Source organism: Ligilactobacillus sp. ESL1201, from assembly GCF_058503265.1.
Map to the genome: position 1 here is coordinate 693200 of NZ_CP196362.1, position 25865 is coordinate 719064.

At 43.7% G+C, this 25865-nt stretch carries 26 protein-coding genes and 1 other annotated feature; of the genes, 24 read left to right on the plus strand and 2 right to left on the minus strand.

Annotated features, from left to right (window positions below; genetic code table 11):
• Positions 1 to 35: 35 nt before the first annotated feature.
• Together ACSYSK_RS03565 and ACSYSK_RS03570 are read right to left on the minus strand one after the other, a co-directional pair.
• Positions 36 to 1031, minus strand: coding sequence for a MucBP domain-containing protein (locus ACSYSK_RS03565; RefSeq protein WP_491715538.1), 996 nt, complete (start codon positions 1029 to 1031; stop codon positions 36 to 38).
• Between the two features lie 245 nt (positions 1032 to 1276).
• Positions 1277 to 3460, minus strand: coding sequence for an ATP-dependent Clp protease ATP-binding subunit (locus ACSYSK_RS03570; RefSeq protein WP_491715539.1), 2184 nt, complete (start codon positions 3458 to 3460; stop codon positions 1277 to 1279).
• A 167-nt stretch (positions 3461 to 3627) separates the two neighbouring features.
• On the opposite strand from ACSYSK_RS03570, the gene ykzS reads away from it, so the two are divergent.
• The 24 genes from ykzS to fliJ all read left to right on the plus strand — a co-directional run bounded on the left by ykzS (position 3628) and on the right by fliJ (position 25843).
• Positions 3628 to 3819: a protein YkzS gene (ykzS, locus tag ACSYSK_RS03575; protein WP_491715540.1), complete on the plus strand. Its 192-nt coding sequence runs from the start codon at positions 3628 to 3630 to the stop codon at positions 3817 to 3819.
• 222 nt (positions 3820 to 4041) lie between these two features.
• Positions 4042 to 4308 carry a phosphocarrier protein HPr gene (locus ACSYSK_RS03580; RefSeq protein WP_491715541.1) on the plus strand — a complete coding sequence of 89 codons (267 nt, stop codon included), beginning with the start codon at positions 4042 to 4044 and terminating at the stop codon, positions 4306 to 4308.
• The gene (gene ptsP / locus ACSYSK_RS03585; RefSeq protein WP_491715542.1) at positions 4308 to 6029 is read left to right on the plus strand and encodes a phosphoenolpyruvate--protein phosphotransferase; all 1722 of its coding nucleotides are present in this window, start codon (positions 4308 to 4310) and stop codon (positions 6027 to 6029) included. Before ACSYSK_RS03580 ends, ptsP begins: the two co-directional genes overlap by 1 nt.
• A gap of 281 nt (positions 6030 to 6310) precedes the next feature.
• The gene (locus tag ACSYSK_RS03590) at positions 6311 to 7495 is read left to right on the plus strand and encodes a glycosyltransferase family 4 protein (RefSeq protein WP_491715543.1); all 1185 of its coding nucleotides are present in this window, start codon (positions 6311 to 6313) and stop codon (positions 7493 to 7495) included.
• The gene (locus ACSYSK_RS03595; protein WP_491715544.1) at positions 7495 to 8526 is read left to right on the plus strand and encodes a glycosyltransferase family 4 protein; all 1032 of its coding nucleotides are present in this window, start codon (positions 7495 to 7497) and stop codon (positions 8524 to 8526) included. Before ACSYSK_RS03590 ends, ACSYSK_RS03595 begins: the two co-directional genes overlap by 1 nt.
• A complete protein-coding gene (locus ACSYSK_RS03600; protein WP_491715545.1) occupies positions 8516 to 9529 on the plus strand; it encodes a lysylphosphatidylglycerol synthase transmembrane domain-containing protein in 1014 nt (337 codons plus the stop codon). The genes ACSYSK_RS03595 and ACSYSK_RS03600 overlap by 11 nt, the downstream gene beginning before the upstream one ends.
• 133 nt (positions 9530 to 9662) lie before the next feature.
• Entirely contained in the window at positions 9663 to 9890 is a 228-nt protein-coding gene (locus ACSYSK_RS03605; RefSeq protein ID WP_491715546.1) for a YkuJ family protein, read from the plus strand.
• A 137-nt stretch (positions 9891 to 10027) separates the two neighbouring features.
• A complete protein-coding gene (locus ACSYSK_RS03610; protein WP_491715547.1) occupies positions 10028 to 12079 on the plus strand; it encodes an LTA synthase family protein in 2052 nt (683 codons plus the stop codon).
• A gap of 153 nt (positions 12080 to 12232) precedes the next feature.
• The gene (locus ACSYSK_RS03615; RefSeq protein ID WP_491715548.1) at positions 12233 to 12688 is read left to right on the plus strand and encodes a Fur family transcriptional regulator; all 456 of its coding nucleotides are present in this window, start codon (positions 12233 to 12235) and stop codon (positions 12686 to 12688) included.
• Positions 12689 to 12700: 12 nt separating this feature from the next.
• Positions 12701 to 12889 (plus strand) — a binding site (T-box leader).
• Between the two features lie 58 nt (positions 12890 to 12947).
• Positions 12948 to 14201: a tyrosine--tRNA ligase gene (gene tyrS, locus ACSYSK_RS03620; protein ID WP_491715549.1), complete on the plus strand. Its 1254-nt coding sequence runs from the start codon at positions 12948 to 12950 to the stop codon at positions 14199 to 14201.
• Between the two features lie 220 nt (positions 14202 to 14421).
• Complete coding sequence (locus ACSYSK_RS03625; RefSeq protein WP_491715550.1) at positions 14422 to 14853, plus strand: flagellar protein FlaG; 432 nt, start codon at positions 14422 to 14424, stop codon at positions 14851 to 14853.
• A gap of 8 nt (positions 14854 to 14861) precedes the next feature.
• The gene (gene fliD, locus ACSYSK_RS03630) at positions 14862 to 16475 is read left to right on the plus strand and encodes a flagellar filament capping protein FliD (RefSeq protein ID WP_491715551.1); all 1614 of its coding nucleotides are present in this window, start codon (positions 14862 to 14864) and stop codon (positions 16473 to 16475) included.
• A gap of 19 nt (positions 16476 to 16494) precedes the next feature.
• A complete protein-coding gene (locus ACSYSK_RS03635) occupies positions 16495 to 16833 on the plus strand; it encodes a hypothetical protein (protein WP_491715552.1) in 339 nt (112 codons plus the stop codon).
• Between the two features lie 20 nt (positions 16834 to 16853).
• A complete protein-coding gene (gene fliS / locus ACSYSK_RS03640; protein ID WP_491715553.1) occupies positions 16854 to 17228 on the plus strand; it encodes a flagellar export chaperone FliS in 375 nt (124 codons plus the stop codon).
• Between the two features lie 209 nt (positions 17229 to 17437).
• Positions 17438 to 18271, plus strand: coding sequence for a MotA/TolQ/ExbB proton channel family protein (locus ACSYSK_RS03645; protein WP_491715554.1), 834 nt, complete (start codon positions 17438 to 17440; stop codon positions 18269 to 18271).
• 24 nt (positions 18272 to 18295) lie between these two features.
• Positions 18296 to 19084 carry a flagellar motor protein MotB gene (locus tag ACSYSK_RS03650; protein ID WP_491715555.1) on the plus strand — a complete coding sequence of 263 codons (789 nt, stop codon included), beginning with the start codon at positions 18296 to 18298 and terminating at the stop codon, positions 19082 to 19084.
• A gap of 457 nt (positions 19085 to 19541) precedes the next feature.
• The gene (gene flgB / locus ACSYSK_RS03655) at positions 19542 to 19913 is read left to right on the plus strand and encodes a flagellar basal body rod protein FlgB (protein WP_491715556.1); all 372 of its coding nucleotides are present in this window, start codon (positions 19542 to 19544) and stop codon (positions 19911 to 19913) included.
• Between the two features lie 23 nt (positions 19914 to 19936).
• Complete coding sequence (gene flgC, locus ACSYSK_RS03660; protein ID WP_491715557.1) at positions 19937 to 20377, plus strand: flagellar basal body rod protein FlgC; 441 nt, start codon at positions 19937 to 19939, stop codon at positions 20375 to 20377.
• 14 nt (positions 20378 to 20391) lie between these two features.
• On the plus strand, positions 20392 to 20706 hold the full coding sequence (gene fliE / locus ACSYSK_RS03665) for a flagellar hook-basal body complex protein FliE (protein ID WP_491715558.1): 315 nt from the start codon (positions 20392 to 20394) through the stop codon (positions 20704 to 20706).
• 84 nt (positions 20707 to 20790) lie between these two features.
• Positions 20791 to 22314, plus strand: coding sequence for a flagellar basal-body MS-ring/collar protein FliF (gene fliF, locus ACSYSK_RS03670; protein ID WP_491715850.1), 1524 nt, complete (start codon positions 20791 to 20793; stop codon positions 22312 to 22314).
• 40 nt (positions 22315 to 22354) lie between these two features.
• Complete coding sequence (gene fliG, locus ACSYSK_RS03675) at positions 22355 to 23356, plus strand: flagellar motor switch protein FliG (protein ID WP_491715559.1); 1002 nt, start codon at positions 22355 to 22357, stop codon at positions 23354 to 23356.
• Positions 23349 to 24044, plus strand: coding sequence for a FliH/SctL family protein (locus tag ACSYSK_RS03680; protein WP_491715560.1), 696 nt, complete (start codon positions 23349 to 23351; stop codon positions 24042 to 24044). The genes fliG and ACSYSK_RS03680 overlap by 8 nt, the downstream gene beginning before the upstream one ends.
• Before the next feature lie 12 nt (positions 24045 to 24056).
• Positions 24057 to 25412, plus strand: a complete 1356-nt coding sequence (fliI, locus tag ACSYSK_RS03685) for a flagellar protein export ATPase FliI (protein ID WP_491715561.1) — start codon at positions 24057 to 24059, stop codon at positions 25410 to 25412.
• Positions 25413 to 25417: 5 nt separating this feature from the next.
• Entirely contained in the window at positions 25418 to 25843 is a 426-nt protein-coding gene (fliJ, locus tag ACSYSK_RS03690; RefSeq protein WP_491715562.1) for a flagellar export protein FliJ, read from the plus strand.
• The last annotated feature ends 22 nt before the right edge of the window (positions 25844 to 25865 follow it).

The following is a 25865-nucleotide window of genomic DNA, read 5'->3' on the forward strand; positions in this document are numbered from 1 at the left end:
GAATTTTGTCTCAACCCCGCTTTTTGGTGTAACTTTTAAAATAAAATATGCAAGTATTCCTTGAGTAACCAGCCTTGGTGGTCGATTTGGTACCAGTCGCTGCTGCCATCGGCTAAATGCGCGGTCAAAGAAACGATCGTGCCGTCTTTGATGTAGCCATGTTGCGGTCCCCAAGGACGTTGGTAAAGCGACAGGCGACCGTGGGGCACAAAGTCGATCCTCGCTGACAAAGTAATTTGATGGCTAGGAAACGAAGGGTGCCGGCGCGCATTTTGCTCGATGATCGCGTTGGCCGGTAAGACCGAAGTAGCCGCACTTTGAGGAGTCCACGTACTGCCGCCTAAAAAATACCACGTGCTGTGGTCGGCCAGTTTAACGGTGGCAAAGATCCGCCAAAAGGTATTCTTTGCTAAAGTGAGGTACAGTTGCTCGCCCTTAGGTAAACGATAGCAGGGACTAAAGTCACTTAGTTTGAGCGTTTTGATCGTTTGATCCACGTCGACCCACGAATTGCGCCGGTAAAAATAGGTGATCGTCTGCTGCTTTTTGACGAATTTTCCCCGCACGGGTCCCTTAGCGAGCAACAGGCGGTAGTTTTTGATGCGAGGTGAGACCGCGGTGTAATTTTCATGCAAGGCTCCGTGTAAAAATTGCGGACTGCTCAGTAAGTTACGCTGGTCGATGTCTTTGGTCAAGACCCAAATAGCCGCGCCGGTTTTTTGGTGATAAGTCAAAGTGATCGTAGCGTAGCGAACCGTAAACTGCCGGGTCATGCCCGCGATGTTAACCAGTAAATAATCCGGAAAATCCTTAATTTCAAAGGTGATGTCCTGGCCGCATTGACCGTGCAACACGAGCGGGGCTGCTAAGAATTTTTTATGTTCGTCCAAGTATAAAACCAACACTGTGGCGGTTGCCGTTTTTTGCGGACTATTAGCCGTCGTTTGGGGAAGCTTGGATGAAACTGCTGCTTGCGGCCAGTCATTTTTTAGCTGGTGCCAGTGAGTTTTAATATTTTTTAACAGGGCCATTAGGTCTCACCTCTTTACGATTGATTAAATTCTTTAACTTATTATAGTATGTTAGTGGCTTAATTGAAATTATTTTCTAACACTTAAGAATTATTTAGGAAGATACAAAGGAAGTTGGGACAAAAAAACATTTTGAAAACGATCAGTCTATCACTTACAGAAAACAAAAAGTCCTGAGGCAAAATATTGTTTTGTCCCAGGGCTTTTTCTATCTTCACAAACTATTCATTATTTTTCGGCACAATTTACTCTTCTTTATCGTCTTTGTCGGCCGTTGCTGCATTATCGTTTTTGGTGATCTTGATTTCGCCGTTTTCCAATTTAGCGAGCAAGTTTTTAGCCGTCGGATGATCCAAATAGTAATCGGCGATCTTGTCTTCGATCTGTTCTTGGATCACACGCCGTAACGGCCGGGCTCCCATCTGTGGGTTGTAGCCGAGATCGACCAGTTTATCCGCAACGGGAGTCGTGACGTGCAACTCGATGTTTTGGGTAGATAACATGCGGTTAACGTCCGCTAACATCAAGTTGACGATCTGATTTAAGTCCTCTTTGGTGAGGGCATTAAATTCGATGATCCCGTCAAAGCGGTTTAAAAACTCAGGCTTGAAGTAAGCAGTCAAATTATCGATGATCGAATTTGTTTTACCAGCGTTTTCGGCACCAAAGCCAACGGAAGTGACGGAATCGCCGCTGCCCGCGTTAGAAGTCATGATGATGATCGTGTCTTTGAAAGAGACCGTCCGCCCCTGAGAATCGGTCAACCGGCCGTCGTCTAGGATCTGCAAGAACATGTGCAAAACATCCGGGTGAGCCTTTTCTACTTCATCTAATAAGATCAGGCTGTAAGGATGACGCCGCACCTGTTCGGTCAACTGGCCGGCTTCTTCGTAACCTACGTATCCAGGAGGAGAACCGATTAGTTTAGAGACCGAGAATTTTTCCATGTACTCACTCATGTCAAAACGGATCATGGCATCTTGGGTACCGAATAGTTCGACTGCCAGTTGTTTGGCAGTTTCGGTTTTACCGACTCCAGTAGGGCCGACAAATAGAAACGAACCGATCGGGCGACCGGATTTATTGAAACCGACTCTGTTGCGCCGGATAGCCCGGGCCACTTTATCGACGGCTTGTTTTTGACCGATCACGTGACTAGCAAGCGAATGCGCTAGGTTTTTGAGTTGTTCTTGTTCTTTTTGCTTCAACTCGCCGACTGGGATCCCCGTTTTTTCCTCAACGATTTTTTCCATATCGCTTTCGTTGATCTGCGGGGTACTTTCGGTCGTGGCGGAGTTTTCCTTCATCTTGGTAAATTTAGTGACCTGATCCCTATAATAGGCGGCTTTTTCGTAATCTTCTTGTTGCAACGCGTTTTGCTTTTCTTGTTGGGCGTTGTTGATCTTATCTTCCATCACTTGAGGATCGATCGTGTGGATCGTCAGATTTTTCTTAGAGCCGGCTTCGTCGAGGAGGTCAATGGCTTTGTCTGGCAAGAACCGGTCTTGGATGTAGCGGTCCGACAAATTAGCTGCAGCCTTGAGCGCTTCATCACTGTACTTGACGTGATGATAAGCTTCGTATTTAGGCTTGATTCCTTGCAGGATCTGGATCGTTTGGGCAACGGTCGGTTCGTCAACTTGGATCGGTTGTAACCGCCGAGCCAGTGCCGCGTCTTTTTCGATCGTACGGTATTCGTTAAGCGTAGTTGCGCCGACTAATTGCAGCTCGCCCCGGGCTAACGCTGGTTTCAAAACGTTGCCAGCATCCATGCCCCCTTCGGCGTTACCGGCACCGACGATCTCGTGGATCTCATCGATAAATAAGATCACGTTTGGTGTCTTTTTGAGCTCTTCCATCAGTTGTTTGATGCGCTGTTCGAACTGTCCGCGAATACCAGTACCCTGAACTAACGACACGACGTCTAGTTGAATTACTTTTTTGTTTTGCAGTTTTTGGGGAACGTCGTTGTCGACGATCTTTTGGGCTAAGCCTTCAACTACGGCCGTTTTGCCGACACCTGCTTCCCCGATCAAGACGGGGTTATTTTTAGTGCGCCGGTTTAAGATCTCGATGACGCGTTTGATCTCTTGGTCCCGCCCGATCACGGGGTCGATATTTCCCTTTTGCGCTTCTGCCGTTAGGTCATGACCGTACTGAGCCAATATTCCGTTGCCGTTCCCCCGGTCACCGCCGGCACTTTGAGTAGGAGGTACTTGTTTAGCACCGTTGCTTGGAGCAGACATGGCCTTGAAAATATCATCTAAGCTCCCAAAGCCGAAGGGATCTTGCATCATGGAACGCGGATTAGTTTGATTTTTTAAAATTTGGTAACAATCTTTACATAAATCAATGGAAGCTTGACGTCCATTCAAATTAGTAGTGAGGTGGATCGTCGCCTGGTTTTTATGACAATTTTGACATAACATTCATTAACACTACCTTTCCATAACTGAAATCAAGGTCGTTGTTTGACTAACTTTGACCTTTCTGCCTTATTATACAAAATCTGGCTCAAAATACAAGCCAAATGGTCTAATAAGTCAAATAACGGTTAAGCATGCTATAATTTAAGCTAAGGAAAGAAGGAAATCACGTGGCGCAAGACTATCAAGAATTATTGGAAGAGTTGAAGTCCGGACAACTGGCAGAAATTGTGATCGAAAAAGCGGATTTCATGGATTTTCAAAGTGTGTTGATGAATTACCCTCAACGCAAAAATATCGTGGGCACTGCCAAACGCGGGGGGCAGATCATTTATCATTATGAAAAAGCGTTAGTAAATTAATTAATTTACTGTCGTTTAAATTAAAATTCACTCGTTGATTTTAATTTAAGAATGTTGAACGCACGCGGCTAAACTTGTTTTATTGCGGGATACATGTTATTATCAGAACTAACGAGTTGATGTTTGAAAATTTGACTAGTGAAAATGTAAACGTGTTCGGTAGTCGGTTTTCTTGTTAGGCGACTCAATAATTTTTATCCACTTCAAAGGAGTATGATATTAATGGAAAAGAAAGACTTTCACGTAATTGCAGAAACAGGAATTCACGCACGTCCAGCTACATTATTGGTACAAGCTGCCAGCAAATTTAACTCTGATATTACTTTGACTTATAACGACAAGTCAGTTAACTTAAAATCGATCATGGGTGTTATGTCTTTAGGCGTAGGCCAAGGTGCTGACGTCACGATTTCAGCAGAAGGTGCAGATGAAGCTGATGCCATCGCAGCTATCGGTGATACGATGAAAAAGGAAGGACTTGCTGAATAATGGCAAAGACGTTAAAGGGGATCGCAGCTAGTGATGGGATCGCAACTGCTAAGGCTTATTTGTTGGTCGAACCTGATTTGTCATTTTCACAAACTAGTATTAGCGATACACAGGCCGAAATCGACCGCTTAAACACGGCGGTAGAGGCTGCTAAAAAAGAACTAGAAGTTATTAAGCAAAAAGCAACGACTAACTTGGGTGCTGAAGAGGCTCAAGTTTTTGAGGCGCACTTGACTATTTTGGCTGACCCGGAAATGTTGGGCCAGATCACAACTGAGATCAAAGACAAAAAAGTCAACGCTGAAACGGCGGTCAAAGACGTTACCGATTCCTTTATTGCTTTATTTGAAGGAATGACCGATAACGCATATATGCAAGAACGGGCAGGAGATGTCCGTGACGTCACTAAACGGTTGTTGAGCCATTTGTTGGGAGTTACTTTACCTAGTCCGGCTTTGATCGACCAAGAAGTGATCGTGGTAGCACATGACTTGACTCCTTCCGATACGGCGCAGCTTGACCGTAAATTTGTCAAGGGCTTTATCACCGATATCGGCGGACGGACTTCGCATTCGGCAATCATGTCGCGGACGCTGGAGATCCCTGCGATCGTTGGTTCAGGCGATGCTACTAGTTCAATTACCGCCGGTCAAACCGTGATCATCGACGGCATTAACGGAGAGGCTTTTGTCGATCCAAGTGCCCAACAAGTGAGCGAATACGAGCAAAAAGCACATGATTTCGCCGCTCAAAAAGCCGAATGGGCCCAGTTGAAAAACGCCCAGTCGGTCACGGCTGACGGCCGAAAAGTAGTGATCGGAGCTAATATCGGGACCCCTAAAGACGTCGCTGGTGCAAACGATAATGGTGCTGAAGCAATCGGCTTGTTCCGTTCGGAATTCTTGTACATGGATTCGGCTGAATTGCCCACCGAAGACGAACAATTTGAAGCTTACAAACAGGCTGTCGAAGGGATGAATGGACGCCAGGTAGTGGTCCGGACGATGGATATTGGCGGCGATAAGAAATTGCCGTACCTACCGTTGCCAGAAGAACAAAATCCGTTTTTGGGTTACCGTGCGATCCGGATCTCGCTAGACCGCCAAGACATCTTTAGGACTCAGTTGCGTGCTTTATTGCGTGCTTCTGTTTACGGGCGTTTAGCAATTATGTTCCCGATGATCGCGACGGTCCAAGAGTTCAAGGATGCTAAGGCGATTTTTGAAGAGGAAAAAGCCAAGTTACAACAGGCTGGAGTCAAAGTAGCTGATGATATCGAAGTCGGTATGATGATGGAGATCCCGGCTGCGGCGATGATTGCTGATAAATTGGCTAAGTATGCTGATTTCTTTAGTATTGGGACTAACGATTTGATCCAGTATTCGATGGCCGCTGACCGGGGTAACGAGCACGTTTCATACCTCTATCAGCCGTATAATCCTTCCTTATTGCGTTTGATCGAAAACGTGATCACTGCCTCTCATAAAGAAGGCAAGTGGACTGGCATGTGCGGTGAAATGGCCGGCGATCAAGTTGCTGTTCCGTTGTTGGTTGGTCTGGGCTTGGATGAGTTTTCGATGAGTGCCACTTCGATCCTCAAGACCCGGAGTTTGATCAAGAAACTGGATACTACTAAGATGCAAGAATTGGCTGCTAAAGCGGTTAACGAGTGTGAAACAACTGCTGAAGTTGCTGCTTTGGTTAAACAATATACTGAATAAATAATAGGAAATAACTGTAGCAAAACTGTTATTATTAGTGTGAAGGGACCGAGACAATTTAAATTTTGTCTGGGTCTCTTTTTTAGTGGCGGACAAAAATTAATTATTTTGTCTGGGTCTCTTTTTTAGTGGCGGACAAAAATTAATTAATTTTAATGTGATAACGCAAACCTTAAGAAAGTTTGAGATTTTAGCAATTACTGTTCGCTTAAATTGCAAACTGAAATCCAAAACCATATAATGGACAGTGATTATTATGAATCTGGCTAAGGGGGATCAGCGTGAATATCGGGATATTTACGGATACTTATTATCCACAAGTAAGCGGAGTCGCTACTTCGATCAAAACATTACGTGATCAACTTGAAAGCTGTGGTCACAACGTGTATATTTTTACGACCACGGACCCCAAAGTAGATAAAAATAGCTATGAGAGAAATGTTTTTCGGTTTACCAGTATTCCTTTTATTTCTTTTAAAGAACGCCGGATCGCGGTTCGCGGGCTATTTCATGCCTATCAAGTTGCTAAAGAATTAAACTTAGATATCGTGCACACTCAGACTGAATTTTCCCTCGGGATCATCGGCAAGCTAGTGGCTAAAAATTTAAAAATTCCCTGTGTTCATACTTACCACACGATGTATGAGGATTATTTGCATTACATTGCTCACGGCAAGCTGTTGCGTCCTAGTCACGTTAAACAGATGAGTCGCAGTTTTTGCGAGCACATGGCAGGGATCGTAGCTCCGAGCACGAGGGTGTTAGACAAACTGACGGAATATGGGATCAAAGAGCCGATCAGCGTGATCCCGACCGGAATAGAGTTAGGACAGTTTCAGCAAAAAGAAGACGTGGATCTGCGTGCCAAGTATAATATTAGTGCGCAAACGCCGTTATTGTTGACGCTGAGTCGGGTAGCTTATGAAAAAGACATTGACCGGTTGATTGCGGCTTTCCCGGCGATCAAACGGCAAGTTCCGCAGGTTAAACTAATGATTTGTGGGGACGGCCCCGCTAAGGGATCATTGATGGAACAAGCGCGCGAGTTAGGGTGTAGTGAAGATATTATTTTCACCGGCGAAATTGCGCACGCAAACGTCGGGCACTATTATCATATGGCTGATTTATTCGTTTCAACTTCCGTTTCGGAATCGCAGGGGTTAACGTTTATCGAGGCGTTGGCTGCGGGACTCAAAGTGGTGGCTGCCAGCGGTTCTTACACCGATGCTTTGCTAGACGACCGTAATATCGGAGCTACGTTTACCACTCAAAATGAATTTGTGGGGGCGGTCGTTTCTTACCTGCGCCACCCGGAGTTTTATGCTGATGATAGTTACCGGCAAGATAAACTTGCAAGTATTTCCGCGGAGAAATTTGCGCAACGCATCTTGCGTTTTTATGACGATAGCTGTGCTTATTACGCCCAGTTTAACGCGCGACGTTCCCGTGATAATGAGGTGTTTTGATGCTAAAAGTGCGGATGTTTTCTTCTGCGACTAGGGTGAAAGGCCAGGGTGTGGGCAGTGCTTACCTGGAATTAGTCCGCTTGTTGACCACCTACTTTCCCACGGAATTTCAACTGAGTAAAAATCGGTTGGGAAAGGCGGATATCAGTCATTACCACACAGTGGATCCTCAGTTTTATTTGGCTAGTTTTTGGCCGGGGCAAGGCAAAAAGATCGGTTACGTTCATTTTTTACCCGAAACGTTGCAGGGCAGTTTGAGTTTACCCCACTGGGCTTTTGTTATTTTTAGTAAATATTTACTGGCTTTTTATCGCCGGATGGATGCACTAGTCGTGGTCAACCCGACCTTTATTCCTAAATTACAGGCCGCAGGGATCGCGGCAGATAAGATCACGTACATTCCTAATTTTGTTGCTAAAAAGGAATTTTACGCGCAACAACCGGCGCAAAAATTACAATTGCGCCAAAAAATGGGCATCTCGCCCGCTAGTTTTGTGGTATTAGGCGTCGGGCAGGTACAAGAACGCAAGGGAGTTTTTGACTTTATCAAATTGGCGCAAAAACTCCCTGACCTGCAATTTATTTGGGTCGGTGGTTTTTCTTTTGGCAAAATGACGGCCGGGTACGAAAAATTGCGCCGGGTAATGCAAGCTCCTCCCGCTAATTTATGGTTTCCGGGGATCGTTGAGCGCGCGCAGATGAATGATTTTTATAATTTAGCCGACGTTTTTTTGTTGCCATCGTACAATGAACTGTTTCCGATGAGCGTGTTAGAGGCTTTTAGTTGTGAAGTTCCGGTCGTGTTGCGGGACTTAGAATTATACCACGCGATTTTAAGCAGGTACTATGCTCCCGCTAGCGATGTTACTCAAATGCAGCAGTGCTTGACGACCTTGAGTACTCAGCCCCAACAACTGGCACGACTCAAGGAAAAAGCGATCGCCGCCGCCCACAAGTACAGTGAACAACATTTAGCCCAGATTTGGCATGACTATTACCAAAAACAGGCGGGGAAAAAAGATGACAAGTAAAAATAAGTGGTCTTTAGTGGCAGTGCTTTTTTGCGGCTGCTTTATTTTTGCGTTGGCCTTACGTAAGATCTCCTGGTCGACTTTCGTTGCACAACTGACTTCTTTGCGTTTAAAATGGCTGGCAGTTGCCGTTTGCTGTTTAATATTATCGTTATTACTGGAAGCGGCGGTCGTTTACGTGCTGATCAAGAATCATACGCCCCGTTTTACGCTGAAAAATGCGCTGCGGGTCCCATTATTAGAACAACTGTTCAACGGGATCACGCCCTTTCAAAGCGGCGGCCAGCCGGCACAATTGTTCGCGTTGATCCAAGCAGGGGTTGATGGCGGGCAAGCTGCTTCTAATATGTTGATGAAATTTATCGTCTATCAGGTAATGATCGTTTTGTCGTTTTTGTTGTGCTTACTAGGCCAGCTGCATTTTTTGTTAAAGCAACTGCACGCGTTAACGTGGCTGGTAGTCGCCGGCTTTGCGATCCACTTTATGGTGATTGCGGTCTTATTGTTACTGATGTACTGGAAAAATTTTACCAAAATATTGTTGTACGTGGCGTTAGCTCCCTTGAAACGGTGGGCTAAAACTGCGACTTACGAGCGTGTCGAACGTTTATTGAACCAAAAGATCGCTTCTTTTCACCAGGAAAGCTTGCGTTTGCGTAAAGACTGGCGCACACTGAGTAAAATTGCAGTCTTGACCGCTTTACAATTGTTTTTTTATTACGTGATCCCGTACTTTATTTTAACGGCACTGGGAGTAACACACGTACGGTTGTTAGACGTCTTTTCTTTGCACGTGTTGATCGTCATGATCATTTCGCTTTTTCCGCTTCCCGGCGGGATCGGTGGGGCGGAATACAGCTTTTCGGTCGTTTTTTCGACTTTTATGCCCCAACACAGTCAGGTGTTGTTAGCGATGATGTTATGGCGGCTGATCACTTATTATCTGGGCATGTTTTTGGGCCTGATCGCGTTGTTATTTCCGCCTAAAAAACGCACAGAGTAGGTTAAGGAAAGGTAAAATTATTTATTTTACAGGGCTTTAAATGTTATTTTAGCGGTAAAAATGGTATTATCAAATTTGAATAAATAATCTGCTTGCGTTAAGTTCAGCAAGATCTAAGAAAAGAGGTTTCGGGATGCAAAATTCGCAGTTGGCGGCGATCATTTCACGGCTACAAGCCATGACAAACGAAGAACAAGTGGTTTCGCGTCGTTTTGAAAAGGACGGACGTGAATGCGGGATAGTTACTTACGACCCGCAAGAACAAATGTTCGAACTAACGGAGGTTGCCGATCAGCAAAAATTTCAGTTTGATGATCTTGATTTAGTAGCGATTGAAATCTATGAATTATTAGCTGATTAATGATGATACTAAAGGAGCTGGGATAAAGGTAGTTGGATTGCGGCGGTTATGTTGTGAAACAACAAGCCGAGACGATTAGTTTTGTCTCAGCTCCTTTTTGCTAGTTGGCTGATTTGAAGATGGAGGAAAATTAAGTAATGCGAGCTGTATTAACTAAAATTCGTGCTTTTTTAAGTACACGGGTGGGCTTTTTCTTACTGACCGTGATTTTATTTTGGGGGAAAACCTATTTCGCGTACCAACACGACTTTTCGCTGGGAATTAATAACACGATGCAACAGTTTTTGTTATTATTAAATCCACTTCCCGCGGGGCTATTATTTTTTGGGATCTCCCTGTATTTTAGGGGGCAAAAATCTTATTGGATCAATATTATTATTAATTTATTACAGTCTATCTGGCTGTTTGCCAATATTTTATACTACCGCGAATTTTCCGATTTTTTGTCCTTAGGGATCATTAAGTCATCGGGGTCGGTTGCTAATAATTTAGGCTTGAGTATCATGGAAATTATTCATCCCGCCGATTTTTACGTTTTTATCGACGTTTTAGTATTGCTATTATTGGTAGTTTTCAAGGTGCTTAAACCCGATAATTCCCAGCCACGTTACTTGCGTGCCTTTGGCGTTTCGCTTGCTGCGATCGCGTTGTTTGGGATCAACTGGGACTTGGCAGAAAAAGACCGGCCGCAATTATTGACCCGGACATTTGACAACAACTATATTGTTAAGTACCTGGGAATGGATTTTTACGGGGGTTATTCGACCTATCAGTCGCATAAACAAAGTGCGACTAGGGCGAATGCCGACAGTAAAGATATCAACCAGGCGTTAAAATTCGTCAATGCCAACCGTTTGGCGCCTAACGTGCAGTACTACGGCAAGGAAAAAGGCAAGAACGTGTTTATTTTTCACTTGGAAAGTTTCCAGCAATTTTTAATCAACTATAAAGTTAACGGACAGGAAGTCACCCCTAATATCAATAGTTTTTATAACGACCAGCACACGTTGGCGTTTGATAATTTCTTCCATCAGGTTGGTCAGGGGAAAACTTCTGACGCCGAAAATATGATGGAAAATTCTTTATACGGTTTACCGTCAGGCTCGGTGATGACTTCTTATGGTTCGTCTAATACTTTTCAGGCGTTACCGGCGATCTTAGACCAACAAGGTTACTCCACGGCGGCCTTTCACGGCGATGTCGGCAGTTTTTGGAACCGGGATAATACCTATAAGTCTTGGGGTTACCAGTACTTCTTTGATGAAGATTATTTTAAGGATAAGGCTAACTATAGCGTCGGTTACGGGTTAAAAGACAAGATCTTTTTGAAGCAATCGATCAAATACATCGAGCAGCTGCCCCAGCCGTTTTACGCTAAGATCATTACCGTCACGAATCATTATCCTTATGAATTGGATAAACCTAACCAGACGATCCCTAAAACGACGACTGGCGATAAGACGGTCGATGGTTACGTGCAAACGGCTCACTATTTGGACCAAGCATTTGGCGAATTCATGAATTATTTGAAGAAATCCGGTTTGTACGATAATTCGTTGTTGGTGGTTTACGGCGATCATTACGGGATCTCTAACAACCATAAAAAGGCGATTGCCCAGTTATTAGGTAAAAAGACGGTCACCGATTACGACTTAGCGATGTTTCAGAAGGTGCCGTTAATGTTGCATGCTCCTAATTTGAACGGCGGACTCAACCACACTTATGGTGGCGAAATTGACGTGATGCCAACCTTGATGGACTTATTGGGGATCAAAAATGACGATACGGTCCAACTAGGACAGGATCTACTGGCTAATTCGCGCCGTCAGACGGTGGTCTTTAGAAACGGTGATTTCGTTTCCCCGCAATTTACTAAGGTCGGAGGCAAGATCTACGATCACACTGGCAAATTGGTGAAACTGACTGCCGCTCAGCAAAAGACCGTCAAGCAAAAGGAAAGTTACACTACGCATGCGCTGAGTTTGTCCGATAAGATCGTGACCGGCGATCTATTACGTTTTTACACGCCAAAGGGATTTACCAAGATCAACAAGGCGGATTACAGTTACAAGCGTAAGGACGGCATGAAAAAGCTCAAACAAGCGCAACGCCAAAAGACGAGCTTGCGCCAGCAAAAAGGTGAGACACAAGACCTATTTGAAACGGACGCGCCGGAATTAAACAAGTAGAGGGTTACTAGTCCAAACGTAAACTATCTGGAAATTTTCTAAAAAATAAGTTTTTTGAAGAATAATACTGGACTTTTGTGGCTTTAACATGCTAAAATACCCACATGGTCAATGTCAGTTAAATTAGGTCAACGTTAGAAAAGAGGCCAGTTAATGCTGAAGAGTCAAGAGGCTTTGGTAGCAGCGGCGACTTATCTTAAAAAACGAGGGATCAAGAATACGCCCCAACGGCAGGTGATTTTAGCTTATTTAATGACCTCCCACGAGCATCCTTCGATTGAGATGATTTATAACCACGTGCGCCAGAGCGGTTATAATGTGAGTTTAGCAACGGTTTACAACACTTTAGAATTACTAAAGAAAAATAAATTAATTATCGAAGTGACCCCGGATAATACCGGACACATGCGTTATGATTATTTTGTTGAGCCGCATTATCACGTAATTTGTGTTAACTGTAACCGGATCGAAGATGTTTATGACGATTCGTTTAAGCAGTTAGAAAAACAAGCCCAAGCTCAGACCGGTTTTCAGATCACGGAAAGTCAGTATGAAGTCTACGGTTTGTGTCCGGAGTGTCAAGCTAAACAAGCGGTAGTAGCTAAGTAAGGTAATTTGATAGTAAATGCGGAAGTAACGCAGTAGGTGGTTGTAGTTAGTGAAGAGACTTGGTGGTTGGTGCAAACCAAGCGGCGCAAGCACACGAAGTACATTACGGAGCAATTAACGGGTCATTTCGTTATCAATGTCAAAGAGATTATCATGTTTGATAATAAATTGGGTGGTAACGCGGAAATTTTCGTCCCTGGTATTCATGTGAATATCAGGGACTTTTTTGTTACCGATCAACTAAATGGAGGGACTAAAAATGGAAGATATTATTGCAGATTTAAAATGGCGCGGTGCGATCAATCAGGTAACGGACGAACAGGCTTTGTACGAGCTATTACAAAAGAAATCCGTTGGCTTATATTGTGGGGTCGATCCGACCGGCGATAGTTTACATATCGGGCATTTGATCCCGTTTATGATCTTGAAAAGGTTTCAGTTGGCCGGTCACCGGGCTCATATCATTATTGGTGGCGGCACCGGTTCGATCGGTGATCCTTCGGGGCGTAATTCCGAGCGGGTCTTACAGTCGATGGACGTGATCCACCACAACGAAGATTCTCTAACGGCTCAAATGGAAAATTTATTTGGTGCGGATAATATCGTGATCAAAAATAATTACCAGTGGTTGTCACAAATCGATCTGCTGACATTTTTACGTGACTACGGCAAATTATTTAACGTCAATACCATGTTAAACAAGGAGGTTGTGGCCTCTCGTTTAGAGGTGGGAATTTCATTTACCGAATTCACTTACCAGATCTTGCAGTCGATCGATTTTCACCATCTCTGGCAACATGATGACGTCCAGTTGCAGATCGGTGGCGCCGATCAGTGGGGCAATATTACGGCCGGCATCGACATGATCCATAAATTGGAAGGCTCACAGGCCCAGGCGTTTGGCCTGACGATCCCGCTGATGTTAAAGGCCGACGGGACTAAATTTGGTAAGACCGCCGGCGGCGCATTGTGGCTTGATCCGAAAAAGACTACGCCGTATGAATTCTACCAGTTCTGGTTGAATCAAGACGACCGTGACGTGGTCAAATACCTGAAATACTTCACTTTCCTGTCTCATGCTGAAATCTTAGACTTGGAGCAGGCCGTAAAAGATCTTCCGGAAAAAAGAGAAGCACAAAGGAAACTAGCACAAGAAGTGACGGAATTTGTTCACGGCAAACAAGCCGTTGATCAGGCCGAAAGGATTTCACGTGCGCTGTTTTCGGGCAACGTTGCCGACTTAACGACGGCAGACATTGAGCAGGGCTTTAAAAACATGCCGGCAGTCAAGTCCACTAGTGAAGCGACTAATATTGTTGAGTGGCTGGTCAATACCGGGATTGAAAAATCAAAACGCCAAGCACGCGAAGACGTTAATAACGGCGCAATTTATATCAACGGTCAGCGCATCTCGGACGTAGAGTTTACCGTTGATCCGGCGCAAAAATTTGGCGGCCGGTTCGTGATCGCGCGGCGCGGCAAGAAAAAATATTTTCTGGCACACGTGCAGTAAACAGGCAGGTTAAGGGACGATTAATTTTTGGTAGAGTAATAATGTCTGCTAAATGGGCTTAAATTAATCCGCTTTCCAGCCGATATACTTAGTGAGTGTCCAAGTTGATGTTACTATGGTGTGAATAAAAGAGTCTGTTATTGGCAAAAGCCGATCGTCGTTACCATCGGCGGTGGGCTTTTTTGGTTAAAAGATGCTAAGATAAAGGAGGGGATCGCAGATGAATAATTATAATATTCCACCAGTTAATCCGCTGCCGCCAGTCGATAAGGTGCAAAAAATTGATGCCGATGCTTATGAAATGGACAGTTCATTGTTAAATGAGCAGTTCTTAAAAGACAATACTAAAGCGCGCCCGGAAACTTTTCGTTTAAATTCTGCTAATAGGCTTAAAGAAACCAAGAAATCAGCCGATGATAAAGTAGTAGACCCGGCTGAAGTTAAAAAAGCAGTTAAGAAAATCAACGAAAAGCTTTTGGGACGAGACTTTAAGATGCGCTACGAAACACATAAGCGCACGGGCCATCTGTACGTGCAACTAGTAGATATGCAAAGCGGCAAGGTGTTAAAAGAGATTCCCCCGCATGATTTGTTGGATGTGGTCGGACACATCTGGGATCAGATGGGAATCGCAGTCGATAAGAAAGGATAGGGTGCTTAATGTCAGATATTACAACTAATGTAAATCAGTCAACGGCAAACAGTTTGGGGATCAGTATTTTAGGCCAGTATTCCGGAATTGGCATGGATCAGATCAACCAGCTGGTAGAGGCTAGTGCTGGCGGGCGGACACAACTGCAAAATCAAGTGCAGCAGCTGACCGACCAAAAAACGGCGTGGAGCGACGTTACTACGCGGTTGACTAACTTGTTAAATAAGGTCAAGACGCTGCAAAATGATAGTACTTATTACACGAAAAAAGCCACGAGTTCGGATGACTCGGTGGCTTCGATCGCGGGTAACGGCTCGGCGTCTAAAATTGGCGGTACTTATAAATTATCAGTGGATCGAATTGCGACGGCTACTAAATTAACTAGTGGTGCTATTAAGGGTTTAGGTGATTCAGGTTCTGATAGTGATCGTTTGAATTTAGCTGGTACTTTGGAATTCAAGGTCATGGGTGATGATAATACCGCTTCTGGTAAAACTGTAGGTATCAACATTGAAACGACCGACTCGTTAAATACGATTGTTGATAAAATTAATAAGCAGTCTAATCAAAGTGGTGTGACAGCTTCGATTTTGAATAAGCGGCTAGTTTTAACTAATCAGGATTTGGGTTACAAGGATATTGAGTTTGCTAATAATGATCAGGATCAGTTGTTAGCCGATTTGGGGTTAAATGGGTTCGGCACGGCGTCTGGAATTAATCCAGATGATGATGGTAGTAATACTACATCTAACGCTAAAATTAGCAGTACAAAGAATACAGGTTTCAAACAACTAGGACAAAGTGCTAAGTTTAACATTGATGGAATGGATGTTTCCCGTAATACCAACACCATTACTGACGTGATCGACGGCTCGACGATCACTTTAAAAAGTCCGACTATGGATGAAGAGGGTAAGAATAATAAGCCAGTTACTTTATCCGTTTCTAACGATACTTCCAAGATCTTATCGGCTGCCCAAGACTTTGTTTCCCAATACAACAGTACGATGGGCTTTATCGCCGATGACTTGGATGTCGGGGATCCGTCCAGCAGCACTAGTGATTCCGTTACTGCTAATAAGCAGGGTAAGTTAGTTGGCGATTCTACGTTAACGTCGATTCAAACGCAGATCCGGAACTTGGCTTCCAGCAATAGCTATGGTGGTAACACTACCCAAGATAAGAACGGTAATTTAACGGTTTCCTTCGCTAAATTAGGCTTTTCGATCGACAAGAACGGTACGATGAGCTTAGATGCTACTAAATTCAATAAAGCAATTGCCGATGATCCTGACAGTGTCCATGATTTCTTCGTCAATAATTCCACGAGTGCCAAAGAATCTGGTAAAACTGGTTACGCGGGTGCATTGGCGGACAAACTGGACAATTTCTTGAACTCGACGACTGCTAACCGGGGCAAGCCGACGATCCCAACGTTAACTGGGACTTTGGATACCAGCATCAAAGACTATAATAAGCAGATCAAGGATTTCAACGACCAGTTGGACCAAAAAAAGCAGCAGTATATTGCTGAATTTACTCAGTTGGATACGATGATGATGAACGCGCAGTCACAATTACAGTCCTTCCAGAGTATGAATGTCAATAATAACAACAATTAATTACTAGCAGGTAAAAGCAATGACTGAAAAGGCAGCTGACATATTACAGCAATTACAGGCAAATCTAACACAGTGGGACGGGCAGTCTGCAACTCTGGCTTCCTTGATGACTACTAACGAAAAACTGCTTGCCCAGTTGCGTGCTTTGCCCCAACCGTTGGAGTTAACCGCAAAACAGCAGACTCTTTACCGGCAAATAAGTGAGCAGTATCGTTCCTTAATTACTCATTTACAGGGCAATAAAGACCAACTGGTAGACCAAATTGGGCAGCTGAACCAACAGTTTCGCTCCGCCCAAAAAACGGCTCCTTACCAAAATGGGGTTGAGCGGGGCGCAATGATCGAATTTCATTATTAGAAACGAAAGGAAGACCGTAGATGAATTCCCAACAGGCACGAGGCCGGGACTTTTATTTAAAAAATCAGGTAATGACTGCTTCTCCTAACAAATTGATCGAAATGTTGATTGCGGGAGCGATTAAGGCTGTTAAATTGGCAGAAATGGCGATCGACAAAAAAGATATCAGTAAGGCTAATCATGAACTGATTCGGGCACAAAAAATAGTCGATGAGTTAAACTTTTCTTTAAATCCGGAAGTCGATCCGGAACTAACTGGTAATTTGCAGCGTCTCTACGAGTTTATCAAGGGACAGTTAATGGATGCAAATTTAAGTAAGGATAAAGAAAAGTTACCGCCAATTGTAGATTTATTGCAACAATTATTAGAAACTTGGAATCAAATCGCTAAGTAATAATTGGTGGTCTGCACGGTATAATTAATTAATATCAGAGGGGTGGGACGAAACGTTTTGTCCCGCTCCTTTTTTGTTGGAAATTAATATCTAATACTTCTGTCATGATATTTTTATGTTATGATAAGTAATGTGTACTAACTGATTTATCTTAAAAATAAATTATTTTTAACCGCTATTGGTGAGTGAATGAGGAGGAGTTAGCGAGTATGGATATCACGTTGTTGATTGGTATTATTTGTGCCTTTATCATTATTATTACTGGGATGGTGTTAAAGGGTGCAAGTATCGCCGTTTTGTTTAGTCCCGAAGCCATGATGATCATTTTTGGCGGCACGATCGTTGCTTTAATTAATTCTTATCCGATGAAAGACGTGATGAGAATGCCGGGGATGTTTAAGGTCCTATTCAAAAATCAAGATTACGATTACATGGCGACGATTCAACAGCTGGTCGAGTTGTCCAATATTGCGCGGCGGGAAGGTTTATTAGCGCTAGAAGATCCGGTGGAAAAATTAGATCCCAAAGAGGACAGTTTTTTGAAGATGGGGATGGAAATGGTGGTCGACGGGATCGAAAAAGACCGGATCCAAGAGGTGATGGAAAATGAGATCAGTTCGATCGAAGAACGCCACGCTCAGGGAGCTAAAATGTTTAAGGGCGCGGGTGCAACGGCGCCGACTTTAGGTGTTATGGGGGCCGTAATCGGTTTGATCGGTTCTTTAGGAAATTTAAATGATATCAATAAATTAGGGGAATCAATTTCATCGGCCTTTGTTGCTACTTTATTTGGGATCTTCTTAGGTTATTTGGTGTTAAATCCGCTGGGGTTGCGCTTAGAGCGGAAATCACAGATGGAAGTCCAAAAATTAGACTTGATTTTAGAGGGAACAATGGCTATTCAAGACGGGGTCCCGGCTAAAACAATGGAAAAGAACCTGGAGAGTATGTTAGTTGAAAAGCCCGCGAAAAAAGGCGCGGCGGCTGAAGAAAACGAGGCTACTGGTGCGGGAGCTCAAGAGGCACAAGAGTCACAGGAGTAAGACTAGTTTAAGATTAAAGGTGACATGATGAAGAAGAAGAAAAAACCACAAGAGGGTGCTAGTGAAGCGTGGATGCTGCCGTATTCTGATATGCTGACCTTGTTGCTGGCTTTATTTATCGTAATGTTTGCGATGGCTAAAGTCGATAATCATAAATTTCAGCAAATCAGGGCCGAGTTTGGGTCGTTGATGGCACTGGACCCGCAAAAGCAACCTAAAATTACTAATGACGACGAGGAGAAAAAAAAGCCGATCGTAACTAACCGGGAAGACAATGAAGACACACCTGACTCACGGGAAGATGCTATTCGTAAAGAACAGGTCATTAGGGGGCGAGTTGCTAACGGTTCTGCCCAAAATATGGTTAATATCACTCATGAGATCAATCAGGACTTGAAGGGGCTGAATTTGGGAAGTAATACCAAGGCCGTGATGAAATCGGACGGAATGCACCTTAATTTTGATAGTAGTATTTTGTTTGATAGTGGAAGTGCCGAATTGACCGCCGACGCTGAAAATGCGTTGGGGCAGCTTTCGCCTGCACTGGCGAAGTTAAAGGGACAATCAATTATCGTGGCCGGGTATACGGACGATGTGCCTAACAATACGGCAAAGTATCCTAGCAACTGGGAACTAAGTGCTGGGCGTGCGGCTACTGTTATGCATTTTTTCGTTAATTCAGGGGCCGTAGACGAGACTAAAACCAGTATCCAAGGACACGGGCAAAATGACCCACGTGCATCTAATGATACACCAGCAGGTCGTGCGCAAAATAGAAGAGTGGAACTAATCGTTAAAAAAGGACAAAGTTAATACTTTGCCCTTTTTTGCTGGTATCAGATGGTGCTTGGCAAGAGATGTTAATGCAGAAAAAGGAAATATATTTAATAAAGGTTGCGGTTTTTAAATATTCGGCGGATTTCCTAGATTTTTACGGTTAAATTTGCTAAAATCAAAAAAGGACTTTTTTATGTAAAAAATGTTTAAGGGATTAATGCTATGAAACTTAATGATGTAATAAAATTTAATGATTTACTTAAATAAAAGTTAATTAATGGCATTATAACGATAAAATGGTTAACGTGTAATTGTGGGGGGCTTTAGGTTGGTTTTAACTATTGGCTAAAATTAATTTAGGAACTAACCTAAAGGCGTGCTTAGTTGTTATTTACCTAGTTTTGGGGTTGCTTTTGTACAATTCTAGGTATTAAATAGAAATTAGGTGACTAGTTAAGTATTTGAGTTGAATGGATAAGATGGGGTGATTGGAATGGATAATACATATGGTTTATTAAAACAGACGTTAGGAGTTACTAATCAACGTGCAATTTTAAACGCTAATAATGTGGCTAACGTTAATACACCTAACTTTAAGGCTAAACGAATTGAATTCGAAAGCAAACTTAATCAGGCCTTAGATGCTAGCACACGGCTAACGACTACTCATAAACTACATATGCAGCCGGGGGGACCAATGATTCCTACCGAGGTCTTTCGCAACACAGCAGTGAAGGAAAACGGCAATAATGTTGATTTGGATGTTGAAATGATGAATCAGTCTCAAAATGAATTGGAGTATAACGCGTTAGTTTCTCAGTTAAAGGGACGCTATCAACTGACAGATTACGTGTTAAATCATTAAACGAATAAGGAGAGCAATTTACGATGAGTATTTTTGACGGATTACAGATCAATACCAGTGGCTTAGCACTAGAACGGTTAAAACTGGACACGGCGTCGACTAATATTGCTAATTTAAATACTAAAAGAACCCCTGAAGGCGGGCCGTATAAGCGTAAGGTAGTCGAATTTGCCCGTAATTTAAAGAGCGTTCAGGGAACACGGGCTAACGGTCAACTATACAGCGGTATTCAAGACGCCGGCGTGCGGGTAACGGGAATCGGACAAGACCAAACGGAAAAACTGAGCTTTGATCCGACTGATCCTGACGCCGATCAAAATGGGTACGTTCATTTGCCCAACGTTAACTTAGCAGATGAGATGGTCGATATGATTCAGGCCCAACGAACTTACGAAGCCGATGTTTCTTCTAGTCAGGTTAATAAGCAGATCTTGAGTAAGGCGCTTGAAATTGGCAAAAATTAAAGGAGCTATTTAAAATGGTACAAATTAATCGGATTGGCGGTTTGAATGACTATGCGCAGCAACTGAGAAATGAAACGGGCTTATCACGCTTAGATCGCCCTAAAACTAATAAAACTTTTGGTGACTACTTGACCCAGGCAATTAGCGGGTTGAATAACCGAATGGATACCATGGATGGGTCGATGACCGATATGATCAGTGGTAAGCAAAATGATTTGGGTAAAGTGATGACAGACATGACAGAAGGACAATTAGCTGTAGAAACTGCGGTTCAGGTTCGTGATAAGGTTCTTGATGCCTACAACGATTTTAAGAATATGCAATTTTAACGAGGGGTCATTGGGGGCTGAACAGTGGACAAGTTAAAGGAATTCTTTGGAAAAATTAAGGAAAAATGGCTCGGCTTAAATAGACTGGTCAAGATCGCACTTATTACGGGCTTGATCAGTTTACTTGCGGTCGGTGGGATAGTTTACTATTTGAATACGCGGGTTCAGTATGCGGTTTTGTTTTCCGGTGTGAGTGATGCTGATGCGGGCACGATCACTAAGGACTTAGACGACCAAAACGTTAAGTATAAACTCAAAGATAACGGCACCACGATTTTAGTCGATAAAACCAAAGTAGATCAGACTAGGATCGATTTAGCGGTCGATAATAAGTTACCTGATAGTTCACAAGGCTATGAGTTATTTGATAATACCAATATGATGACGACCGATGAGGACCGTAAGATCATGTATCAACGGGCGACGACCGGAGAACTGGAACGTTCGATCGAAGCCTTGGACGCGGTTAAAAAGGCCAAAGTCATGTTAACGATGCCAGATGATGATGTCTTTAGCGATAATTCGGGCAGTAAGAAGGCCAAAGCGTCCATCGTGTTAACGTTAAAGGGTTATACGATTTCTAATTCTACGGTGCAAGGGATCGTGGCGTTGACGACGGGTGCGGTCAAAGGAATGAGCAGTAATAGCGTGCGAGTCGTCGATAGTAACGGGAATGTCTTAGCCGATGGCAGGGATAATGCCAATAGTTTGACCGGTGCTAATAATAAATACATGCAACTTCAGCGTTCTTATGAAAAACAGTTACAAAAGCAAATCACTGAACTACTACGACCGATCGTTGGTAACCGTAAGATGAGCGTCGCAGTTTATGCGGATTTGAATTTTGACGCGGTCGAAAATAAAAACACGCAGTACGCAAATCCTAATATTAGAAGTGAAAATGTGCAGGCTAACGGTAACCAGCAGCAGATTTTGCAGGCGCAAACCGGACAAGCTAACGATAACGTTTCTAATGTCACTGGGGATAATAATGATAATGGCGCTTCTTACAGTAGAACTGTCAATAATGAATTGGATACCAATGTAACTAAAACTATTCAGGCTCCTGGGGCAGTGCGGCGCTTATCGTCTTCTGTGGTGATCAGGGGTAATTTACCACGGGCGCAAAGAACGCAGGTGCGTAATTTAGTACGTTCTGCGATCGGTTATGACCGGGGACGAGGAGACCGGGTAACCGTCTCGGCCGTCAGGGTAGCTAAGCCACGAGCCAAGAACAATAACAAGAAGACTAAGGCTAAGGTGCCGTGGTATTATATCGCGATTCCAATTGCCATTTTACTGGTAATAATTGGATTGGTAGTATTCTTGTTACTCAGACGACGGAGAAAAGCCAGAGAAGAAGAATATTACGACGACGATTACGATGTTGACGTTGCGGCGGATGAAAATGCTCCAGAAGAACAGGAACAAGAGGAACAACCAGAAGAAGAGGCGCCAGTAGAAGAAATCAAAGTGTCACCAGAAGTTAAAGCTCGTCAGGCTAAAGATGACCGGGCAAGAGAATATGCCGAACAAAATCCTGAGGTAACGGCTGAAATGATTAAGGCGTGGATGAAAGAGGATCAAAGAGGACCAAAAGATAAGTGATGAGGACAATTAAGTCAAATGTGGAAGGAGCAGGTGAGATATGAGTGAAATGACTGGTGCTAAAAAAGCGGCAATTTTAATGATTTCGCTTGGCTCGGAAACCTCCTCTCAGATCATGAAACGCCTGCCGGATTCGATGATCCAACGGATCAGTTACGAGATTGCTAATACCGATGCCGTAACTCCCGAGGAAAAAAACGAAGTAATAGATGATTTTGTTGATACGACAACTGCTCGCCAGTATGTATTAGACGGTGGGATGGACTACGCTCATGACTTGTTAGTGCAAGCCTTGGGGCAAAGTAAAGCCAAGCAGGTAATGGATGTGTTGAATCAGCTGCAAATGCGGGAACGACCGTTTAATATTGCCCGCAAAGCTGACGAAAAACAACTGATCAATTTATTGTCAGAAGAGCATCCACAAACTGTATCACTGATTTTATGTTACATGCAACCGGAAAAAGCAGCCGTGGTTTTATCTGAATTACCAGACGAAGAACAGGCGGATATTGCCGAGCGGATCGGGATTATTACCCCGACCGCGCCAGAAACTATTCACCGAATTGAAGGTGTGATGGAAGCGAGGTTCTCGAATGTGGTTGATAGTGAACGAGAAAACGTTGGTGGTGTCAGTGCTTTAGTAGATATTTTGAATTCTGCTAGCCGGAGTACCGAAAAAACAATTTTATCCGATTTGGAAAAACGGCAACCAGAATTGGCGGGCGAAGTGCGGGCCAACCTCTTTACTTTCGACGATATCACTACGTTGCAACCGTTGGACGTGCAAAAAGTACTGCGCGATGTTACCAACGATGTGTTGGAGCTGGCTTTGAAGGGCAGCGACGACTCGATCAAAGATTTCATTTTCTCCAACATGTCTTCTCGGGCGGTCGAAAATATCAAAGAAGAACTCGAATTTATGGGACCAACGCGTTTGTCTGCGGTTGAAGAGGCCCAGCAACAAATTGTTTCTATCATTCGCAAGTTAGATGATGCCGGTGAGATCTACATCAGTAGAGGTGGTGATGACCAAATTGTCTAGTTTTGGAGTACTCAAACAAGCAAATGTAATGCCCGAACACAGGCCGATTATTACCAAAGCAGAAGTCGCTCCTAAAAAAGATGAAGTTTCGGTTTCTGATGAACAGTTGACTCAACAAGAGCGCCAGCAAAAGCACAATTTGCAAGTTTTAAAACAGCAAATTTTAGCTGAGGCACAAGCTGAAAGTGAGCAAATGAAAAAGCAGGCTTACCAGGAAGGGTTCGCGCAGGGGAGCGCGGCTGGCAAAAAAGAGGCGCTAGAACATGGAAAAGCGCAACAAGAGCCGCTGATCAAGCAGGCACAAGCAAACGTTCAGCAAGCGCAACAAGAGGTTACGCAATATTTAACGGACAAGCAAAAAGAAATTATCCAATTTGCAGTTCAGATGACGCAAACCTTGTTAAAAGAACAGCTGACGATTGCTCCAGAAAAGATTACCACCTTGCTTTCCCCGATTTTATTTGAAATGGAAAAGCCTGATCAGGTCGTAATGATCTGGGCCAATTCGCAGTATCATGAGCCCTTAGCCCAAAAAATGGAGCAGCTAAAAAAAGAAGTGCCTAACTTACGGGTGATCATTTTTGATGATGATAGTTTAGATCCGTTGGATTTACGGGTCGAGTCAAATGAGTCTGTAGTTAAAATCGACCTTAAAAAAGAGTTACAAACGTTTTTACGGGAATTATGAAGGTGATCGATAGTGAAATTTACTTTACCACTAGAAAATTATTTGCAAAAAGCACAGGATCATCAGTTTTATTCCGTATACGGCAAAGTCAGTGAAGTCGTCGGTTTGGTGATTAAAGTCGAGGGCTTACAGACTTTTGTCGGTGAGGTTTGTGAAGTGTTTATTAAAGATAGCGACAAAAAAACGATGGCTGAAGTCGTCGGTTTCATTAAAGAAACCGTTTTGTTGATGCCTTTAGATGAGTTGGAAGGCATTGGGCCGGGCTGTCTGGTGGCTGCGACGGGTAAAACCCTCCAAGTTAAGGTAGGAGATAGTTTATTAGGACATACCTTGGATGGACTCGGCCGGCCGTTAAGTGGAGAGCAGATCGATACTAGCGAAATGATTGGTTACCCAGCGACTGCCGATTCTCCGGATCCTTTTAAACGGCGTCCGATCTCGCAGATCATGCGGACCGGTATTCGCGCGATCGATGGGTTATTGACGATCGGCGAGGGTCAGCGAGTGGGTATTTTTGCCGGTAGTGGTGTGGGTAAAAGTACCTTGCTAGGAATGATCGCTAAGTACTGTGAGGCCGACGTGATCGTAATCGGACTGATCGGCGAACGGGGCCGTGAGGTGCGCGAGTTTATCGAAAAAGATTTAGGTGAGGGTTACGCTAAATCAGTGGTCGTGTGCGCGACATCTAACATGCCGCCGCTGGTTAGGTTAAAAGGAGCATATACTGCGACGGCGATTGCGGAGTATTTTCGCGATCAAGGTAAAAAAGTCGTGTTGATGATGGATTCTGTCACCCGTTTTGCGATGGCGCAACGTGAAATTGGGTTGTCAACGGGAGAACCACCGACTACGCGGGGATACACGCCGTCCGTTTTTTCGGAATTGCCTAAGCTGATGGAACGTAGTGGCATGTCTGATAAGGGTTCGATTACCGCTTTTTACACCGTCTTGGTCGAAGGCGATGATATGAATGAACCGATTGCCGATGCCGTTCGGGGGATTTTAGACGGGCATATTATTTTATCACGTGATATTGCCGCACAAAATCATTACCCGGCGATTGATATCCAACCTAGCGTTAGTCGACTGATGAAATCGTTAGTAACGCCGGAACATAACTCGGCGGCTAGTGATTTACGCGAAAACCTGAAGACTTATCAGGATGCTAAGGACCTGATCGACATTGGGGCTTATAAGTCTGGTTCTAATCCGGTGATCGATTATGCGGTCCAGTTACACCAGCCGATCGATCAGTTTTTATTACAGGATGTCAGTGAATTTTCTAGCTATGACGAAACGGAAAAGCAGCTAGAATCTTTGTTCGCCAGTGATTCTGCTATTAACACGTCTCGTGTTGCTCAAGGGTGATGTAAATGAAAGCATTCAAATTTTCTTTAGAAAAAGTGTTAGAATATCGGTATCAAAAAGAAGATCAGGTCAAGGGCGATTTTGCTAAGGTAGTTGAACTGGAAAACAAGCAAACGGAGCTGTTAAAACAGGTTCAAGGTGAAAAATCCCAGTTGATGGGTTCACCGCAAAAAACGCTGGGACGTATGCAGGTTACTCAGCGTTACTTGCAATTTCTTGACAACCAGTTGTTGCTTTATCATAATCAGTTAATAGAGTTACAAAGTAAAAAAGAAAAAGTGAGAGCTGGGTTAATAGAAGCTCAAAAAGAGCGCAAGGTGTTAGAAAAGCTCAAAGAAAAACAGTATGCTAAGTACCAAGTTGAATATAATAGGGAGCAACAAAAGCAGCTAGACGATTTTCACAGTCGTAATAATTATTTAGTAATGTAAGCCAAGCACCTAAGGAGGTGGT

Bases quoted from the DNA above. Each gene is read 5' to 3' on its own strand.
- fliG (WP_491715559.1), top strand. From the start codon at position 22,355: ATGAGTGAAATGACTGGTGCTAAAAAAGCGGCAATTTTAATGATTTCG.
- ACSYSK_RS03600 (WP_491715545.1), top strand. From the start codon at position 8,516: ATGACAAGTAAAAATAAGTGGTCTTTAGTGGCAGTGCTTTTTTGCGGC.
- fliE (WP_491715558.1), top strand. From the start codon at position 20,392: ATGGTACAAATTAATCGGATTGGCGGTTTGAATGACTATGCGCAGCAA.
- fliJ (WP_491715562.1), top strand. From the start codon at position 25,418: ATGAAAGCATTCAAATTTTCTTTAGAAAAAGTGTTAGAATATCGGTAT.
- fliD (WP_491715551.1), top strand. From the start codon at position 14,862: ATGTCAGATATTACAACTAATGTAAATCAGTCAACGGCAAACAGTTTG.
- fliS (WP_491715553.1), top strand. From the start codon at position 16,854: ATGAATTCCCAACAGGCACGAGGCCGGGACTTTTATTTAAAAAATCAG.
- ACSYSK_RS03595 (WP_491715544.1), top strand. From the start codon at position 7,495: ATGCTAAAAGTGCGGATGTTTTCTTCTGCGACTAGGGTGAAAGGCCAG.
- ACSYSK_RS03645 (WP_491715554.1), top strand. From the start codon at position 17,438: ATGGATATCACGTTGTTGATTGGTATTATTTGTGCCTTTATCATTATT.
- ACSYSK_RS03580 (WP_491715541.1), top strand. From the start codon at position 4,042: ATGGAAAAGAAAGACTTTCACGTAATTGCAGAAACAGGAATTCACGCA.
- ACSYSK_RS03635 (WP_491715552.1), top strand. From the start codon at position 16,495: ATGACTGAAAAGGCAGCTGACATATTACAGCAATTACAGGCAAATCTA.
- ACSYSK_RS03565 (WP_491715538.1), bottom strand. From the start codon at position 1,031: ATGGCCCTGTTAAAAAATATTAAAACTCACTGGCACCAGCTAAAAAAT.
- flgC (WP_491715557.1), top strand. From the start codon at position 19,937: ATGAGTATTTTTGACGGATTACAGATCAATACCAGTGGCTTAGCACTA.
- ACSYSK_RS03605 (WP_491715546.1), top strand. From the start codon at position 9,663: ATGCAAAATTCGCAGTTGGCGGCGATCATTTCACGGCTACAAGCCATG.
- flgB (WP_491715556.1), top strand. From the start codon at position 19,542: ATGGATAATACATATGGTTTATTAAAACAGACGTTAGGAGTTACTAAT.
- ACSYSK_RS03625 (WP_491715550.1), top strand. From the start codon at position 14,422: ATGAATAATTATAATATTCCACCAGTTAATCCGCTGCCGCCAGTCGAT.
- ACSYSK_RS03610 (WP_491715547.1), top strand. From the start codon at position 10,028: ATGCGAGCTGTATTAACTAAAATTCGTGCTTTTTTAAGTACACGGGTG.
- ACSYSK_RS03650 (WP_491715555.1), top strand. From the start codon at position 18,296: ATGATGAAGAAGAAGAAAAAACCACAAGAGGGTGCTAGTGAAGCGTGG.
- ptsP (WP_491715542.1), top strand. From the start codon at position 4,308: ATGGCAAAGACGTTAAAGGGGATCGCAGCTAGTGATGGGATCGCAACT.
- ACSYSK_RS03615 (WP_491715548.1), top strand. From the start codon at position 12,233: ATGCTGAAGAGTCAAGAGGCTTTGGTAGCAGCGGCGACTTATCTTAAA.
- ACSYSK_RS03570 (WP_491715539.1), bottom strand. From the start codon at position 3,460: ATGTTATGTCAAAATTGTCATAAAAACCAGGCGACGATCCACCTCACT.
- tyrS (WP_491715549.1), top strand. From the start codon at position 12,948: ATGGAAGATATTATTGCAGATTTAAAATGGCGCGGTGCGATCAATCAG.